The sequence below is a fragment of the Thermosynechococcus vestitus BP-1 genome, assembly GCF_000011345.1.
Classification (GTDB): domain Bacteria; phylum Cyanobacteriota; class Cyanobacteriia; order Thermosynechococcales; family Thermosynechococcaceae; genus Thermosynechococcus; species Thermosynechococcus vestitus.
Map to the genome: position 1 here is coordinate 2,112,614 of NC_004113.1, position 14,473 is coordinate 2,127,086.

Genomic DNA, 14,473 nt, shown 5'->3' on the forward strand with positions numbered 1-14,473 from the left:
TATGCACCAAACCAGTGGGTATTTTTACATATGACGTACTCTCTTTGCTTTTCCACCCTAAGCCAATTTGACGCAGTGGACAAGGGGCAAGTTTCTAGGGTCTTCGCCGAACTAGCGCTCAGGGTCTAGGGATTGCAAACGGGTAGCACTTTTGAACCAGCCCTTGCGCCAGAAAAAGAAAAATAAACTGCCCGCGATGTGAGCATGAGGACCCAGCGGGCCGGATAGCCCCAATACCACCCCAATTCCGGCATATTCCAGTGAGAGGCATCGGGATCAACGTTCATGCCATAGATAGCGATAATAAACGTTAGTGGTATGAAAATCATCGAAAATGATCGTCAGAATTTTCATCATTTCGTTCATTTGATTGCCAACGGAGGAAAGATACACCTCCATCAAACTGGCCGCCAGTTCACGGTAGGTTTCCCCCCTATCTGGCATCTGAATTGCATGGTCATAACGGTCCCGCCGATAGATAGGCACTTCCTGCGAGAGGAGGGCGCTGGGATCTCGAATCATGGCATTGATAGCATCCCGTTGCGGCCAAATGGCACGGCGCAGTGCCAGTAATTCGCGGCGCACTTGGTGGACTTCTTCGAGAATGGCGGGACTGGGATGGGTAACAACAGCATCCTCTAGCGCCTCAATACGCTTGCCATAGTCCTCCCGCACCGGATAAAAGCCATCAATAATTGCATCAAGGAGGGCATCGGCCAGATCATCAGGGCCGTAGCGGCGAATAATGCCACGACTTGTCCGAATCCGCTGCCGCACCATCTCAAAACAGGCCCGTTCGGGTTCTTCTTGAACGGTGAGCAAGACCTGTTGCCCCAAGACAAAGCTCACCTGTTCGGTATAAAAGCCCTGTTCATTTTCGTTCATTTTCTTTGGGGGTGACCATGCGGGTCATCAGAAGCATGTAATCGTCATGGTGTTCTACTTTGGGGCACTGCGGAACGTTGACCAATGAAATGGGATACAAGCCCCGTCCTTTTAGGACGGCTTTTTTTGATTTCTCATGTATTCCTTAAGCACCTCTAACAGTGCTCCTCCAACAGATGCCGCAAAATAACTAGGGCTCCAAAGTGATTCTTCATGGGGTTTTGGTAGTGCAGCTTTTCCATATCGACGACTAGATACACCTTTAAGCGCATTTACAATCTGCGAAACAGAAAGTTTAGGAGGGTACTCAATTAGCGCATGGACATGGTCTTCCTCGCCGTTAAATTCAAGAATCTGGAAATCCATCTTCATGGCAACTTCTCGAAACGATTTCTCGATCAGCTCTAATCCCTCAGCGCTAAGGACTGGCCGACGATACTTAGTCACGCATACCAAATGAATCTTTAGGTCCGTAACGCTTTGCCTTCCTTTACGAAGATGACTTGACATTGCCTGCAGACCAACCTATAATCTAGCTACAGACCAATTATAGCACAACCAATGAAAGCTAGATATAGATATCGTTTCTATCCCACAGACCAACAAAGACAACGCCTAGCTCAGTTGTTTGGGTGTGTCCGTGTGGTATGGAACGATGCACTGGAAATCTGCAAGAAATCTGATAAATTGCCAAAAACTAGTGAATTGCAAAAGCTAGTAATTACCCAAGCAAAGAAAACACCAGAGCGGCAATGGTTGTCTGATGTTTCTAATGTCCCGTTACAGCAGTCTGTTGCCGATTTAGGAGTTGCCTATAAAAACTTCTTCGATTCAATTAAAGGTCGGCGAAAAGGCAAAAAGGTCAACCCTCCTAGATTTAAAAAGAAGACAGAAAGACAATCCGCCAGATTTACTACCTGTGGATTTTCAATTAAAGGCGAAGAAGTTTATCTGGCGAAGATTGGTAACATCAGACCAATTTGGTCAAGAAAGCTTCCTTCTAAACCAAGCTCAGTTACGGTGATTAAAGATGCTGCAAATCGATATTTTCTCAGTTTTGTGGTCGAGATCGATCCAGTTGATCAACCTGCAACTAACCCTTCTATCGGCATTGATTTGGGAATTAAAGCGTTTGCTACTTTAAGTACAGGCGAAAAGATTGATGGCCCTGATTATTCGAAGCTAGACAAAAAGATCAGGCGAAAACAACGCAAACTTGCCCGTCAAGTTAAAGGAAGCAAACGACGCGAGAAAACAAGACTGCAAATCGCTAAGCTTCATAGTCGGATTTCAGATATTCGCAGGGATTTCTTGCATAAATTGTCTACCCGCGTGGTTATCGAGAGCCAAGTGATCACGCTGGAAGACTTGAATGTCTCTGGAATGGTGAAGAACCGCAAACTCGCTAGAGCAATTAGCTTGCAAGGTTGGCGAGAATTCAGGGTTTTAGTTGAGGCTAAGTGCAAAAAACTAAACCGTGAGTTCATTGTCATTGATCGATGGGAGCCAACCAGTCAGACTTGCTCAAAATGCGGTTTTAAATGGGGCAAAATCGATCTATCCGTTCGCTCTGTTGTATGCATAAACTGCGGCGCAGAGCATGATAGAGACGAAAATGCCGCAAGAAACATAGAGAAAGTCGGGATAGGGCATTGCCACGACTATAAATGGACGCAGAGGGGGAGTAAGACTACTTCGGTAGCATCACCCAGTGAAGCGTCAAGAATCATCGCACTTTAGGGCGGTGAGTATGTCAACGTTTCCAGCTTGATCAGCTCTCCTGAAAAAGACTGCGGGTGGCTCCCTCCTCTGTTGCTCCGTTACCCTAAAACCTAGGAAAGAATTCTTGAGAAATTGGGCAATGACCAGCACTCCCTTCCGTATTCACGCTCCCTTTGAACCCACGGGGGATCAACCCCAAGCCATTCAAAAACTGGTTGCCGGAGTACAGGCAGGACATCGCTTCCAAACGCTGCTAGGAGCAACGGGTACAGGCAAAACCCACACGATCGCCCGCGTTATCGAGGCCCTTGGCCGCCCCACCCTTGTTTTGGCCCACAACAAAACCTTGGCGGCGCAACTGTGCAATGAACTGCGCTCATTCTTTCCCGAAAATGCCGTTGAGTACTTTATCTCCTACTACGACTACTATCAACCGGAGGCCTACATTCCCGTTACCGATACCTACATCGAAAAAAGTGCCTCTATCAATGAGGAAATTGATATGCTGCGCCACTCCGCCACCCGTTCCCTCTTTGAACGGCGGGATGTGATTGTGGTGGCCTCGATTAGCTGCATCTACGGTTTGGGAATTCCCGCAGAGTACCTAAAAGCCGCGATTCCCCTAGAGGTGGGCAGAGAAACGGAGCTGCGGCAACTGCTGCGGCAGCTCGCCACGATTCAATACACTCGCAACGATGTCGAACTGGGGCGGGGTCGCTTCCGCGTAAGGGGGGATGTGCTTGAGATTGGTCCTGCCTATGAGGATCGCATCATTCGCGTAGAGTTTTTTGGGGATGAAATTGAAGCGATTCGCTATGTCGATCCCCTGACGGGGGAAACCTTGCAAAGTGTGGAGCGCCTGAATATTTATCCGGCGAAGCACTTTGTCACCCCTGCGGAACGCCTGGAAGCGGCCTGCGTGGCCATTGAAGCGGAACTCCAAGCCCAGGTGGCTAACTTGGAAGCCCAAAATAAACTCCTTGAGGCACAACGTCTGAGTCAACGTACCCGCTATGACTTGGAAATGCTGCGGCAGGTGGGCTACTGCAACGGTGTGGAAAACTACTCCCGCCATCTCGCAGGGCGGGCAGCGGGGGAACCGCCAGAGTGTTTAATTGATTATTTTCCTGAGAATTGGCTCTTGGTGGTGGATGAGTCCCATGTAACGGTGCCACAGATTCGCGGCATGTACAATGGCGACCAAGCCCGCAAAAAAGTGCTGATCGATCACGGCTTTCGCTTGCCCAGTGCGGCGGATAATCGCCCCCTGAAGCCGGAGGAATTTTGGCAGAAGGTGCAGCAGTGCATCTTTGTTTCAGCCACGCCTGGGGATTGGGAATTGGCGGTGTCCACACAGGTAGTGGAGCAAATTATCCGTCCCACGGGGGTTGTGGATCCAGAAATTTTTGTCCGCCCCACCCAAGGGCAAGTGGATGATCTGTATGGGGAGATTCGCCTGCGGTGCGATCGCCAAGAGCGGGTGCTGGTGACCACCCTCACGAAGCGGATGGCGGAGGATTTAACTGAGTACTTCCAGGAGCGGGGGGTACGGGTGCGCTATCTGCACTCGGAAATCAACGCCATTGAGCGCATTGAGATTCTCGAAGCCCTACGCCAAGGGGACTTTGATGTCCTGATTGGGGTCAACCTGCTGCGGGAGGGATTAGATTTGCCGGAGGTGTCCCTCGTGGCGATTCTGGATGCGGATAAAGAAGGCTTCCTGCGGGCGGAGCGATCGCTCATTCAAACCATTGGCCGTGCTGCGCGGCACGTACGTGGACAGGCTATTCTCTATGCGGATACCCTCACAGAGAGTATGCAAAAAGCCATCCAAGAAACGGAGCGCCGCCGCGCCATTCAACTGGCCTACAACCAAGCCCATGGCATTATCCCCCAGCCCATTGTCAAGAAAACCAGTAACGCCATCTTGGCCTTTTTGGATGTGTCTCGCCGCCTCAACGCCGAGTCAGTGCCTGTCTTATCTTCCCAAACCCTACAGGACCTGAGCCTAGAGGACATCCCTCCACTGATCCAAGACCTTGAAGCGAAAATGAAGGCAGCTGCTCAAGAATTGGCCTTTGAGGAAGCCGCCCGCTACCGCGATCAAATTAAGCGTTTGCGCGATCGCCTTGTGGGGCACCCCTAAAATTATGAACTTTTGTAATACTTCGCAACAGTCCGTAAACGGGAGCGCAGGCGGGGAAACCCTAGCGTGGTAAGCTAAGTACGATTTTAGATCCGCACCATTTCGGCTGGCGTTCGGGTTGACGCTAGTTTTAGCAATTCTAGGAGTAAAAAAACCTATGCGTGATGCCGTCACCACACTAATTAAAAACTATGACTCCACCGGTCGCTACCTCGATCGCGATGCTGTTGACAGGTTGCGCTCCTACTTTAATTCCGGTGCGGCACGGGTGAAGGCGGCAGCAGTGATCAATGCCAATGCCGCAGCCATCGTTAAGGAAGCGGCTTCTGCCCTCTTCACCGAGCAGCCGGAACTGATTCAACCCGGCGGCAATGCCTACACCACACGCCGCTACGCCACCTGCCTACGGGATATGGACTACTACCTGCGCTATGCCAGCTATGCCATTGTGGCCGGGGATGTGGATGTCCTCAACGAGCGTGTCCTCGAAGGTTTGCGAGAAACCTACAACTCCCTTGGCGTACCCATTGGACCAACGGTGCGCGGCATTCAAATCATGAAAGAGATTGTGCGCGATCGCGTGGCCGCTGCTGGCATTGAAGACACTGGCATTGTCGAGCAGCCCTTTGACTACATGTGCCGCCAACTCAGTGAAGTGAATATCTGAAGATCCTAGGTTGGCCAAGGTAGAAGACTCTGTAACAATAGAGGGCGGTGGCGCCGGCGATCGCCCCTTTCTATTTCCTATGCAGCAGTGATGAAGATCCGCATTGGCAATGGTTATGACATTCACCGGCTGGTTCCGGAGCGGCCCTTGATTTTAGGCGGCATCAGGCTAGAGCACGCCTGTGGACTCTTGGGACACAGCGATGCCGATGTCCTCACCCACGCAATTATGGATGCCCTCTTGGGGGCCCTCAGTCTTGGGGATATTGGTCATTACTTTCCCCCCAGTGATCCGCAGTGGGCAGGAGCAGATAGTCAAGTGCTGCTGGCAAAAGTGGCCGCACTCATCGCCGAGCGGGGCTGGCGGGTGGGCAATATCGATGCTGTCGTGGTGGCGGAGCGTCCAAAGTTGAAACCTTACCTCGATCCGATGCGCGATCGCCTAGCAACCACCCTAGGGATTGATCGCGATCAAATTAGTATTAAAGCCACCACCAATGAAAAACTAGGCCCTGTGGGACGGGAAGAGGGCATTGCTGCCTATGCGGTGGCGCTCCTCCAGTCAGGGATGTAGGATAACCCCTAGGTAACATACAGGCTGTAGTGAAAGTCCGTTTGCTCACACTGGCTTTGCTGAAGATTGGCATGGCGAAAATTTGCCCAGCGACAGGTGGCATGACTGAGGTTGGCCCGGACAAAAAGGGCGTGGGAAAAATACCCCCGCGTCAGCCCCGCAGCGGCTAAGTTGGCGGCATAGAAGTTGCAGCGATAGGCCTGAACCCCCTCAAGGGAAGCCTGCACCAATTGTGCAAACCGCAGCGTTGCTTCATTGAGGCTAGCACCCATCAGCAGGGCAAAGGAAAAGTTGCTAGCTGCCGCACGGGCATGGCTAAGATCCGCTTCGCACCAATTGCTGTGGCGACAATCCGCCTGCTCAAGGGTGGCCCAAGAGAAATCGGCATAGGTAAAACGGGCGTACTGCAAGTTAGCCAGTTGAAAATTGGCCCGCTGGGCAGTGGCGCGATCGCCCACAGTTTTTAAGAACAACGCCCCTCGGCAATCCGCATCATCGAAGTTAGCCGCCGTCAGATCCGCCCCATACAAATTGGCAAAGCGTAAATCCCCCTGGGCAAGGTTCACCTCCCGCAAACAGGCACGGCTGAGATTACAGCCCCGCAGGTCATAGCCCCGCAAATCCATACCCGTAAGATTCATTTCGCTGAAATCTACAGTAAGCTGAGGATAAATTCGCCGCCATTCGTTCCAGAGGTGTTTTCCCCCCCGCAGGCGATCGCTCACTACCGGATTGGAGTGCCCTTTGATCATCATTCTTGCCCTGAGATTCCTCACATTTCGTTATCGTCGCCCGAAATTTGATAGAATTTCGTCTATGTAGCCCTATCGCTGACGAAAGGAGAATGGGTTTGAAACAAGCAACCCTACATCAGCTTAAGGTTTTTGAGGTCACTGCTCGCCACGGAAGTTTTACCCGCGCTGCCGAGGAACTCTTTCTGACGCAGCCCACCGTGTCGATTCAAATGAAGCAGTTGACCCGGGTCGTTGGTATGCCCCTCTTTGAGCAAGTGGGCAAACGGCTCTATCTCACAGAAGCTGGCAAGGAACTGCTGGCCACCTGCCAAGATATCTTTGAACGCCTTGAGCGCTTTGAAATGGCCATTGCCAATCTCAAGGGTCTCAAGCAGGGACACCTGCGGCTGTGTGTCATTACCACGGCCAAATACGTGATTCCGCGGCTGCTGGGACCCTTTTGCCAGCGCTATCCAGGGATTGATGTGGCGTTGACCGTCACCAACCACGAGCAGGTGGTGGAGCGTATCCGAGGCAATATGGACGATCTCTATATCCCCAGTTACCCGCCAGACAATGTGGATGTGGAGTGCCACCGCTTTTTGGATAATCCCTTAGTGGTGGTTGCCCCCAGTCACCATCGCCTCAGTGGCCGCACTAAAATCCCGATCCAAGAGCTGGCGGGAGAACCCTTTATTATGCGGGAGCAGGGATCGGGCACCCGCCAAGCGGTGGAGAAGCTCTTTGCGGAGCACGGTGTGTCAATTAATATCCGCCTTGAACTGGGGAGTAACGAGTCCATTAAGCAGGCGATCGCTGGTGGCTTGGGAATTTCTGTCCTGTCTCACCACTGCTTAGCCCTTGACCGCGAATCCAGCCAGTTGACGATTCTCGATGTCGAACATTTCCCGATTCAGCGGCACTGGCATCTGGTCTATCCCGCTGGCAAACAACTGTCGGTGGTGGCCCAGGCTTTCTTTGACTATGTGCGTACCGAGGGGCGGGAGATGATTGAATCGAGTCTTACCTATCCGGCAGCACCGGCCAAGGAACTCAACCCCGTCTAGCATGGCAACCCTAGAATTTCTGACCTTTCCCGATCCAGCGATCGCGGCAGATCACACCCTCCTGTTGCTCCACGGTTGGGGGGCCAATGCCGCAGACCTGATTTCCCTTGGCCCCTTGCTGGCTCCCCACGCCCAGATCTACGCAGCGGAAGCCCCCTTTCCCCATCCCTATGTGGCTCAAGGGCGGATGTGGTATGACCTGAATCAGCACAATGCCCTCAGTGGCTCATTACTGCTTGATGAGCAAGCCACGGATCTAGCCACCAGTGAAGCGGCACTGCGGGAGTGGATTGCCAGCTTGCCCATTGACCTCAGGCGCACAATTTTAGGGGGATTCTCCCAAGGGGGAGCCCTGACATTGGCGGTGGGCTTAAGGTTGCCCTTGGCGGGGTTATTAGTCTTTAGCGGCTATTTAGTCCGGCCACCAGTAGTGACAGCCACCTCACCACCGGTGCTGATGATCCATGGCACAGCGGATCCTGTGGTGCCCTTTGCCAGTGCCCAAGCCAGTTGGCAGGCTCTGCAAACCGCCGGAGTGAAGGGAGTATTTCATGCCCTACCGATGGCCCATGAAATTAACGGGGAGGCGATCGCCATCGCTCGCCAGTTTATCGAGCAGACCCTGCCTAAAATCAACTCAGATTGAGTAACCCATAGGCAAGCAAAGCGCTACCGATCGGAACAGTCAGATTATCCATCCCTCGCCAAGCAATCAGTTCCAACAGGGTTGCACCCACACCCACGAAAGGGGCAATCCAGAGGGACTCCAAAGCGGCAATGGGCGTGAGGGAAAGCGCTGCGACCAGAGTACTCACCCAAAACATTGTCAGAGTTCCTTCCCAGCTTTTACTGGTTCCCGGCAAGGGATGGCGTCCCCAGTGAATGCCCACAAGGGCGGCCAAGCCATCTCCCCAAGCCATCACTAAAATTCCCAGCACCGCCAGTTCCGGCAGCGTCTTCCAAAAGAGAGCCATTAATATGCCAATACTCACCGCATAAAAAAAGGTGCCCCAGCTTTGTCGCCCCACGCCACTAATACTGGGAAAGATCGATACGCGGTACGACAGCAGTGTGACCATACCAGCGATCGCTGCGGCTATAATTCCCCAACGCGTGGGTACGCCGAGGGCGTAGGCAATCAGGATGACTTGACCTGCACCAATGTGAACCACTTTCCGTGACCATTCCTTGGCGTTGGGAAACCAAGCGTGGATCAGTTCTGCAATTAACAGCACCAAGCCTAGCCAACCTGTGACCCAAATTCCTGCCCAGAACATTGTGATTGCTATCCTCAGTGAACAGTCGCTCCTTCCTTTGTCTGCTGGGTCTGCTGGCCAAAAAACTGGGTCACAATCTCAAGGATGCGATCGCTAGCATGACCATCGCCAAAGGGATTAATGGCTGTTGCCATGCGGTTGTAGGCCACTGGATCCGTCAGCAGTTCAATTGCTGCGGCTGCAATCCTATCCGCAAAGGTACCCACTAGTTTAGCGGTGCCAGCGGTGACCGCTTCCGGCCGTTCAGTGGTTTCCCGCAACACCAGTACGGGTTTGCCGAGGCTAGGGGCCTCCTCTTGTAGGCCACCGGAATCCGTCAGTAGGAGGGTTGATCCCTTAATCGCTGCCACCAGGGCAGGATAGTCCAGTGGCTCCGTAAGAAAAACGCGGGGATGGTGTCCCAAATAGGCTTTGAGGGGTTCACGCACCGTGGGATTGCGGTGTAGGGGCAAGAGTAAGGCAGTATCGGGAAGGGTATTTAAGATCTTCAGGAAGCCATTGGCAATGTCTTCTAGGGGAGCACCCCAGTTTTCCCGACGGTGAACAGTGGCAAGGAGGACACGGTACTGTTGCCAGTCAAGGCCGGGGACAGGGCACACCGGCTGGCGATCGGCCACTTGCAACAGAGCATCAATGACAGTATTGCCCGTCAAGTGAATGGTACCGGTGACCCCGGCGGCCTGAAGATTCTTGACAGCTTGTTCCGTAGGGGCAAAATGCAACTGCGCCAATTGGGAAATGAGACGGCGGTTTGCTTCTTCGGGATAGGGATTATAGAGATCGTTGGTGCGCAAGCCCGCTTCCACATGACCAACAGGAATTTGCTGATAAAAGGCGGCAAGGGTAGCGGCAAAAGCCGTTGTCGTATCCCCCTGGACTAAGACCAGACGGGGCAGGAGTTCTTGGTAGAGTTGCTCAAGACCTTGGAGAGCACGGCAGGTAATTTCGGTAAGGGTTTGCTTTGGCTGCATAATGGCCAAGTCCCGATCTGCCCGCAGGTCAAACAGCGCCATCACTTGATCCACCATCTCGCGGTGCTGTCCAGTGAGGACAATGCAGGGGGCAAACAGGGGCGATCGCTGCAAGACCTGAATCACCGGTGCCAATTTGATTGCCTCCGGGCGCGTACCCAACGTAATGCAGATCGGGATCGGGGAAGCAATCATAGCCGGCTCAATACCAAAAATAGTACTTTTAGTGTACCGAGAAGCGAGCGTCAAACAGTCAAAACAAAAAGTCAAAAAGTGTCTCGTTGCCACTGCTCATGGACAGTTGTCTGTCAGCCTTTTGCCAATAGGGGGAGTCTTGGGTTGCTCCTCCATCACTGCTTCCGTAGGGAGTCTGGTGGGGGTGTGCCATCTTTGTGAGAAGGACGGTATGTTAATAATAGAAGGGAATGCACCGCCATTGCGCTCGCTGAGGTGGCCATGATTGAAATGACTGTTGCTGGGATTGCCCTCGATGCCACTAACCGCCGCACACCAATTGTGTTGCTCAAAGACGGTGCTGGACGGCGAGCACTCCCCATCTGGATTGGTGATCATGAGGCGCGGGCAATTTTAATGGCCTTGGAAAATCAACGGGCACCGCGACCGATGACCCATGATCTGATGGTAAATATTCTCAACGAATGGAATATGACCCTAGAGCGAGTGGTTATCCACTCCCTCGAAGACAACACCTACTATGCGGTGCTGACGCTGCGCCAAGGAGAAACGCGTAAAGACATTGATGCTCGTCCTAGTGATGCCATCGCCTTGGCCCTGCGCTGTCATTGCCCGATTTGGGTAATGGAAGCGGTTGTTGCCGATGCCTCGATTCCCGTGGATCGCGATGCCGACGAGGAAGAACGCCAAGCCTTTCGCCGCTTTTTAGATTCGATTCGACCTGAAGATTTTATTCAGCAGGCACGGGGCATGGAGGAGGATTCCTCCGCAGGCTAGGATGCGTTACCGCCGTTTTGGTCGCACGGGGCTAGACCTCTCGGTGTTTTCCCTGGGAACGATGCGTGCCTTGGGCAGCCCAGAGGTGATGCAGGCGGTCATTGAGGGGGCGATCGCCCACGGCATTAACCACATTGAAACCGCCGCCGCCTACGGCGCCAGTGAAGCCTACATTGGCCGTGCCCTCAAGGCCTTGGGCCAGCCCCCTGTCTATATCACCACCAAACTATTGCCCCAAGGGGATGCGGCTCACGTCCAGCGACAAATTGAGCAATCCCTGGAGCGTCTCCAAGTCCCACGCTTAGACGGTGTCGCCCTCCACGGAGTGAATACCCCTGAGCATCTGGCCTGGCTGAGCAGTGAAGGGATGGCCATGCTGCAGCAATTGCAGGCAAAGGGGGTGATTGGCGCTTTGGGTTTTTCCAGTCATGGATCGTTGTCGGTGATTTTGGAAGCGATCGCCAGCGATCAATTTGACTTTGTGAATCTGCATTACACCTACTTTCAGCAACGCAATGCCCCAGCGATCGCAGCTGCCGCTGAGCGGAATCTCGGCATTTTCATCATTTCCCCAGCCGACAAAGGGGGCAAGCTCTACCAGCCTTCCCAACGGCTCCAGGAGCTCTGTGGGCCTTTTCACCCGCTCCATTGGAGCTACCGCTGGTTGCTGAGCCAGCCTGCCATCACCACCTTGAGCATTGGGCCTGCCACCGTTGCCGAGTTGGCCTTTCCCTTGGCAGTGGCCGATCAGGTCGATCCCCTGAGTCCCGAAGAGCAAGCTGTGGGCGATCGCCTACAAGCCGTCATGCAGGAAACCCTAGGCAGAGATTTGTGTCAACAATGTTATGCCTGTCTGCCCTGTCCGCAGGAGATTCACATCCCCGAAGTGTTGCGGCTCCACAACTTGGCCGTCGCCTACGACATGACGGAATTTGGCAAATATCGCTATGGGATGTTTGGCCGCGCCGGGCATTGGTTTGCGGGACAACCCGCCAACCGCTGTACTGAATGTGGCGACTGTTTGCCCCGCTGTCCCAGTCGGTTGGAGATTCCGCGGCTGTTGCGGGAAACCCATGAGCAGTTGCAAGGCAGCTCGCGATCGCGCCTTTGGCAGACGATTTAGGCCCATAGGATTTAGGCCCATAGGGTGATTAGGCTGCTGCAACCGCCTTTTCCATCACTGCTAATAATTCTCGCCATAGCTGTTGGGTCACAGGTCCCGGACAGGCCGGAAAGATCACCTCATTCACTTGCCGAATCGGCATTAGAAGGCGCACCGAGGAACTGAGAAACCCCTCACTGGCTTCTGCGAGATCCTGGGGGGTGAGAATCACTTCCCGATGGGGAATACCCAAGTCTGCAACGATCTGCAACAGCGTCCCGCGCGTAATTCCGTGGAGCATGCCAACGGTGGTGGGGGGTGTCTCGACCACACCCCCACGAACAATCCAGAAGTTGCTGGTCGTGGCCTCGGTAATCTGTCCTTGGGCATTGAGAAGCAGGGCGTCCTCAAAACCCGCCTGCTGTGCCTCCAATAGGGCCAAGATGTTGTTGAGGTAATTGCCCGTTTTGGCCGCCGGATCAAGGGCAGCAGTGCTGGTGCGTTGCCGCTTAGGAATGGCAAGGCGAATTCCCTGTTCACTCAACGTTGGTTCGGGGGGGATCCCCATCAACACAATCAATAACCGCGGTTGGGTGGTCGGTTCTGGCAATAGGCCAATGCGGCGATCGCCCCCACGGGTCACCACAATCCGAATGTAATATTCTCCGGCTGGGGCAGCCGCTAAGGTGCGTTGCACTTCTTGGGTAATGTACTCATCGGACCAGGGCAGACGCATGTAGAGATAGGCGGCTGAGGCGCGCAATCGTGCTAGGTGCTCTGGCAGGGCAAAGGGAATCCCCCGGTACGTACGAATCACCTCATAAACACTGTCACCGTAGAGAAACCCCCGATCCAAAACAGAAATGGAGGCCTCTGGCGTAATTACCCCATCCAAGTTGCACAGCAGCACCCGCCCTCTCCCCTAGGGTTGGCGTTCCACTTCGGCTTTCATGCGCTCAAGGGTTTGATGCATTTGATCAAACATGGTTTGGGGAGACATGCCAAACTGGCTCAGTTGAGTTTCCAGTTGTTTGATTGTCATCTGCGCCATAAAGTCATCGGACAACTCAAACCGCTTCATAAAAATGCGGTAGCGGTCCATGAGTTCTTCCATTTTCTCGATATAAATTTTCTTACCTTCACGGTCAAATTTGCCGTACTCGGAGCCAAGCTGCATCAACTGCTGGTAGTCCTGAAACAGACGCTGTGCTTCCTGTTGAACAATTTCTGAATCAAAGAATCCCATACGACCCTGCCCGATACAGCAACAACCAAAATGGCAACGCTTGACCCTTGGGTTTGTGATCTAGTTGCATTCTATCAAAGGCACTTTAGGCGAGGGTGAGAGGGAAAACCGATCCTTTGCTCAACGTCTGTGCCCAAGCGATCGCCGCCAGAAAACTCTGTGGATCTGCTACCCCTGTACCCGCGATATCAAAGGCTGTACCGTGATCGGGAGACGTGCGAATAAAAGGCAAGCCAATCGTTGTATTCACCGCTTCCCGAAAGGCAAGCATCTTCACGGGAATCAATCCCTGATCATGGTAAAGAGCGAGGTAGGCATCGTAGGCGGTGGCTGGGGCCGGACGTCCCCACCATGCATCGGCAGCCCCAATCCAAAGAGTATCGGGGGGCACAGGGCCAATCAGTTCAACTTCGGGATACTGCTGCTGGGCTGCTGCGAGCCATGGAATCAGCCAAGTCACTTCCTCTTGGCCTAAGTGTCCCTGCTCACCACTGTGGGGATTCAAGCCAGCAATGGCAATGCGAGGCCGCTCTAGGTGTCGCCGCTCCCTCAGAAACTGGATCAGCAGCGCCAGCTTTTCATTGAGGCCTTCGGGGGTCAGGGCCCTAGGCACCGCTTGCAACGGGATGTGGGTAGTCGCGAGTAAAGTCGTCAGCACCCAGTGAGTCACCGGCGATCGCCCCAAGAACAACATGCCCACATGGGCGGTTCCTGTCAAGTGGGCCAGCACTTCAGTTTGACCGGGAAAGGAATAACCGGCCGCCTGCCAACAGGCCTTAGAAATCGGTGCCGTTACAATTCCTGCCACCTCGCCGGCGATCGCCCGCTGAATGGCGGTTTTGAGGTAGGCAAAGCTGGCAGTCCCACTGGCAACACTGGGACGCCCCGGCACAATCACCTCGTCGAGGGGATGCTCCCAGAGCTGAAGCTGCGCAGGATCAATGGCCACCTGTCCCTGTTGACAGAGGCGAGCATAGGTTTCCTCTAATACTTGGCCTGTACCCGCAATAAAAAACTGCCCTAACAGTTCTGAGGGCAGGTGAGCTAGGGCTTTCAGGAGAATTTCTGGGCCAATACCCGCTGGATCCCCCAGGGTGAGGGCAAGGGACAT

General features: G+C 53.7%; 17 protein-coding genes. 8 read left to right on the forward strand and 9 right to left on the reverse strand.

What is annotated here, in order from left to right:
• Nucleotides 1-125: 125 nt before the first annotated feature.
• The 3 genes from TLL_RS13570 to tnpA all read right to left on the reverse strand — a co-directional run bounded on the left by TLL_RS13570 (nt 126) and on the right by tnpA (nt 1,395).
• On the reverse strand, nt 126-329 hold the full coding sequence (locus TLL_RS13570) for a CorA family divalent cation transporter (protein WP_315862511.1): 204 nt from the start codon (nt 327-329) through the stop codon (nt 126-128).
• Nucleotides 277-885 carry a CorA family divalent cation transporter gene (locus TLL_RS10285; protein WP_011057865.1) on the reverse strand — a complete coding sequence of 203 codons (609 nt, stop codon included), beginning with the start codon at nt 883-885 and terminating at the stop codon, nt 277-279. Before TLL_RS10285 ends, TLL_RS13570 begins: the two co-directional genes overlap by 53 nt.
• Before the next feature lie 111 nt (nt 886-996).
• On the reverse strand, nt 997-1,395 hold the full coding sequence (gene tnpA / locus TLL_RS10290; RefSeq protein ID WP_011057866.1) for an IS200/IS605 family transposase: 399 nt from the start codon (nt 1,393-1,395) through the stop codon (nt 997-999).
• Nucleotides 1,396-1,446: 51 nt separating this feature from the next.
• On the opposite strand from tnpA, the gene TLL_RS10295 reads away from it, so the two are divergent.
• The 4 genes from TLL_RS10295 to ispF all read left to right on the forward strand — a co-directional run bounded on the left by TLL_RS10295 (nt 1,447) and on the right by ispF (nt 5,993).
• On the forward strand, nt 1,447-2,625 hold the full coding sequence (locus TLL_RS10295) for an RNA-guided endonuclease InsQ/TnpB family protein (protein ID WP_011057867.1): 1,179 nt from the start codon (nt 1,447-1,449) through the stop codon (nt 2,623-2,625).
• Nucleotides 2,626-2,746: 121 nt separating this feature from the next.
• Entirely contained in the window at nt 2,747-4,753 is a 2,007-nt protein-coding gene (uvrB, locus tag TLL_RS10300) for an excinuclease ABC subunit UvrB (RefSeq protein WP_011057868.1), read from the forward strand.
• A gap of 157 nt (nt 4,754-4,910) precedes the next feature.
• A complete protein-coding gene (apcB, locus tag TLL_RS10305; RefSeq protein ID WP_011057869.1) occupies nt 4,911-5,420 on the forward strand; it encodes an allophycocyanin subunit beta in 510 nt (169 codons plus the stop codon).
• Nucleotides 5,421-5,510: 90 nt separating this feature from the next.
• Complete coding sequence (gene ispF, locus TLL_RS10310) at nt 5,511-5,993, forward strand: 2-C-methyl-D-erythritol 2,4-cyclodiphosphate synthase (protein ID WP_164920969.1); 483 nt, start codon at nt 5,511-5,513, stop codon at nt 5,991-5,993.
• Nucleotides 5,994-6,001: 8 nt separating this feature from the next.
• Here the strand turns inward: ispF and TLL_RS10315 are convergent, their stop codons facing one another.
• The gene (locus tag TLL_RS10315) at nt 6,002-6,748 is read right to left on the reverse strand and encodes a pentapeptide repeat-containing protein (RefSeq protein WP_164920970.1); all 747 of its coding nucleotides are present in this window, start codon (nt 6,746-6,748) and stop codon (nt 6,002-6,004) included.
• 95 nt (nt 6,749-6,843) lie between these two features.
• On the opposite strand from TLL_RS10315, the gene TLL_RS10320 reads away from it, so the two are divergent.
• Nucleotides 6,844-7,794, forward strand: a complete 951-nt coding sequence (locus TLL_RS10320) for a LysR family transcriptional regulator (protein WP_164920971.1) — start codon at nt 6,844-6,846, stop codon at nt 7,792-7,794.
• 1 nt (nt 7,795) lies between these two features.
• Nucleotides 7,796-8,440, forward strand: coding sequence for an alpha/beta hydrolase (locus TLL_RS10325; RefSeq protein WP_011057873.1), 645 nt, complete (start codon nt 7,796-7,798; stop codon nt 8,438-8,440).
• Here TLL_RS10325 and TLL_RS10330 read toward each other — a convergent pair.
• Both TLL_RS10330 and wecB read right to left on the reverse strand, forming a co-directional pair.
• On the reverse strand, nt 8,427-9,071 hold the full coding sequence (locus tag TLL_RS10330; protein ID WP_011057874.1) for a diacylglycerol/polyprenol kinase family protein: 645 nt from the start codon (nt 9,069-9,071) through the stop codon (nt 8,427-8,429). The two genes, TLL_RS10325 and TLL_RS10330, sit on opposite strands and share 14 nt — an antisense overlap.
• A gap of 14 nt (nt 9,072-9,085) precedes the next feature.
• Nucleotides 9,086-10,237: a non-hydrolyzing UDP-N-acetylglucosamine 2-epimerase gene (gene wecB / locus TLL_RS10335; RefSeq protein WP_011057875.1), complete on the reverse strand. Its 1,152-nt coding sequence runs from the start codon at nt 10,235-10,237 to the stop codon at nt 9,086-9,088.
• 261 nt (nt 10,238-10,498) lie between these two features.
• On the opposite strand from wecB, the gene TLL_RS10340 reads away from it, so the two are divergent.
• Together TLL_RS10340 and TLL_RS10345 are read left to right on the forward strand one after the other, a co-directional pair.
• Nucleotides 10,499-11,014, forward strand: coding sequence for a bifunctional nuclease family protein (locus tag TLL_RS10340; RefSeq protein WP_164920972.1), 516 nt, complete (start codon nt 10,499-10,501; stop codon nt 11,012-11,014).
• Nucleotide 11,015: 1 nt separating this feature from the next.
• Nucleotides 11,016-12,137 (forward strand): aldo/keto reductase, encoded by a 1,122-nt coding sequence (locus TLL_RS10345; RefSeq protein ID WP_011057877.1) that lies wholly within the window; start codon nt 11,016-11,018, stop codon nt 12,135-12,137.
• Between the two features lie 28 nt (nt 12,138-12,165).
• Here TLL_RS10345 and TLL_RS10350 read toward each other — a convergent pair whose 3' ends face one another.
• From TLL_RS10350 to pdxA, 3 genes are all read right to left on the reverse strand, one after another.
• A complete protein-coding gene (locus TLL_RS10350; RefSeq protein WP_011057878.1) occupies nt 12,166-13,026 on the reverse strand; it encodes a D-amino acid aminotransferase in 861 nt (286 codons plus the stop codon).
• Nucleotides 13,027-13,038: 12 nt separating this feature from the next.
• The gene (locus TLL_RS10355) at nt 13,039-13,362 is read right to left on the reverse strand and encodes a DUF1825 family protein (protein WP_011057879.1); all 324 of its coding nucleotides are present in this window, start codon (nt 13,360-13,362) and stop codon (nt 13,039-13,041) included.
• An 85-nt stretch (nt 13,363-13,447) separates the two neighbouring features.
• A complete protein-coding gene (gene pdxA, locus TLL_RS10360) occupies nt 13,448-14,473 on the reverse strand; it encodes a 4-hydroxythreonine-4-phosphate dehydrogenase PdxA (protein WP_011057880.1) in 1,026 nt (341 codons plus the stop codon).

Coding starts and splice junctions, on each gene's coding strand:
- TLL_RS13570 (WP_315862511.1), bottom strand. CDS start 329: ATGATTTTCATACCACTAACGTTTATTATCGCTATCTATGGCATGAAC.
- TLL_RS10285 (WP_011057865.1), bottom strand. CDS start 885: ATGAACGAAAATGAACAGGGCTTTTATACCGAACAGGTGAGCTTTGTC.
- tnpA (WP_011057866.1), bottom strand. CDS start 1,395: ATGTCAAGTCATCTTCGTAAAGGAAGGCAAAGCGTTACGGACCTAAAG.
- TLL_RS10295 (WP_011057867.1), top strand. CDS start 1,447: ATGAAAGCTAGATATAGATATCGTTTCTATCCCACAGACCAACAAAGA.
- uvrB (WP_011057868.1), top strand. CDS start 2,747: ATGACCAGCACTCCCTTCCGTATTCACGCTCCCTTTGAACCCACGGGG.
- apcB (WP_011057869.1), top strand. CDS start 4,911: ATGCGTGATGCCGTCACCACACTAATTAAAAACTATGACTCCACCGGT.
- ispF (WP_164920969.1), top strand. CDS start 5,511: ATGAAGATCCGCATTGGCAATGGTTATGACATTCACCGGCTGGTTCCG.
- TLL_RS10315 (WP_164920970.1), bottom strand. CDS start 6,748: ATGATGATCAAAGGGCACTCCAATCCGGTAGTGAGCGATCGCCTGCGG.
- TLL_RS10325 (WP_011057873.1), top strand. CDS start 7,796: ATGGCAACCCTAGAATTTCTGACCTTTCCCGATCCAGCGATCGCGGCA.
- TLL_RS10330 (WP_011057874.1), bottom strand. CDS start 9,071: ATGTTCTGGGCAGGAATTTGGGTCACAGGTTGGCTAGGCTTGGTGCTG.
- wecB (WP_011057875.1), bottom strand. CDS start 10,237: ATGATTGCTTCCCCGATCCCGATCTGCATTACGTTGGGTACGCGCCCG.
- TLL_RS10340 (WP_164920972.1), top strand. CDS start 10,499: ATGATTGAAATGACTGTTGCTGGGATTGCCCTCGATGCCACTAACCGC.
- TLL_RS10345 (WP_011057877.1), top strand. CDS start 11,016: ATGCGTTACCGCCGTTTTGGTCGCACGGGGCTAGACCTCTCGGTGTTT.
- TLL_RS10355 (WP_011057879.1), bottom strand. CDS start 13,362: ATGGGATTCTTTGATTCAGAAATTGTTCAACAGGAAGCACAGCGTCTG.
- pdxA (WP_011057880.1), bottom strand. CDS start 14,473: ATGTCCCTTGCCCTCACCCTGGGGGATCCAGCGGGTATTGGCCCAGAA.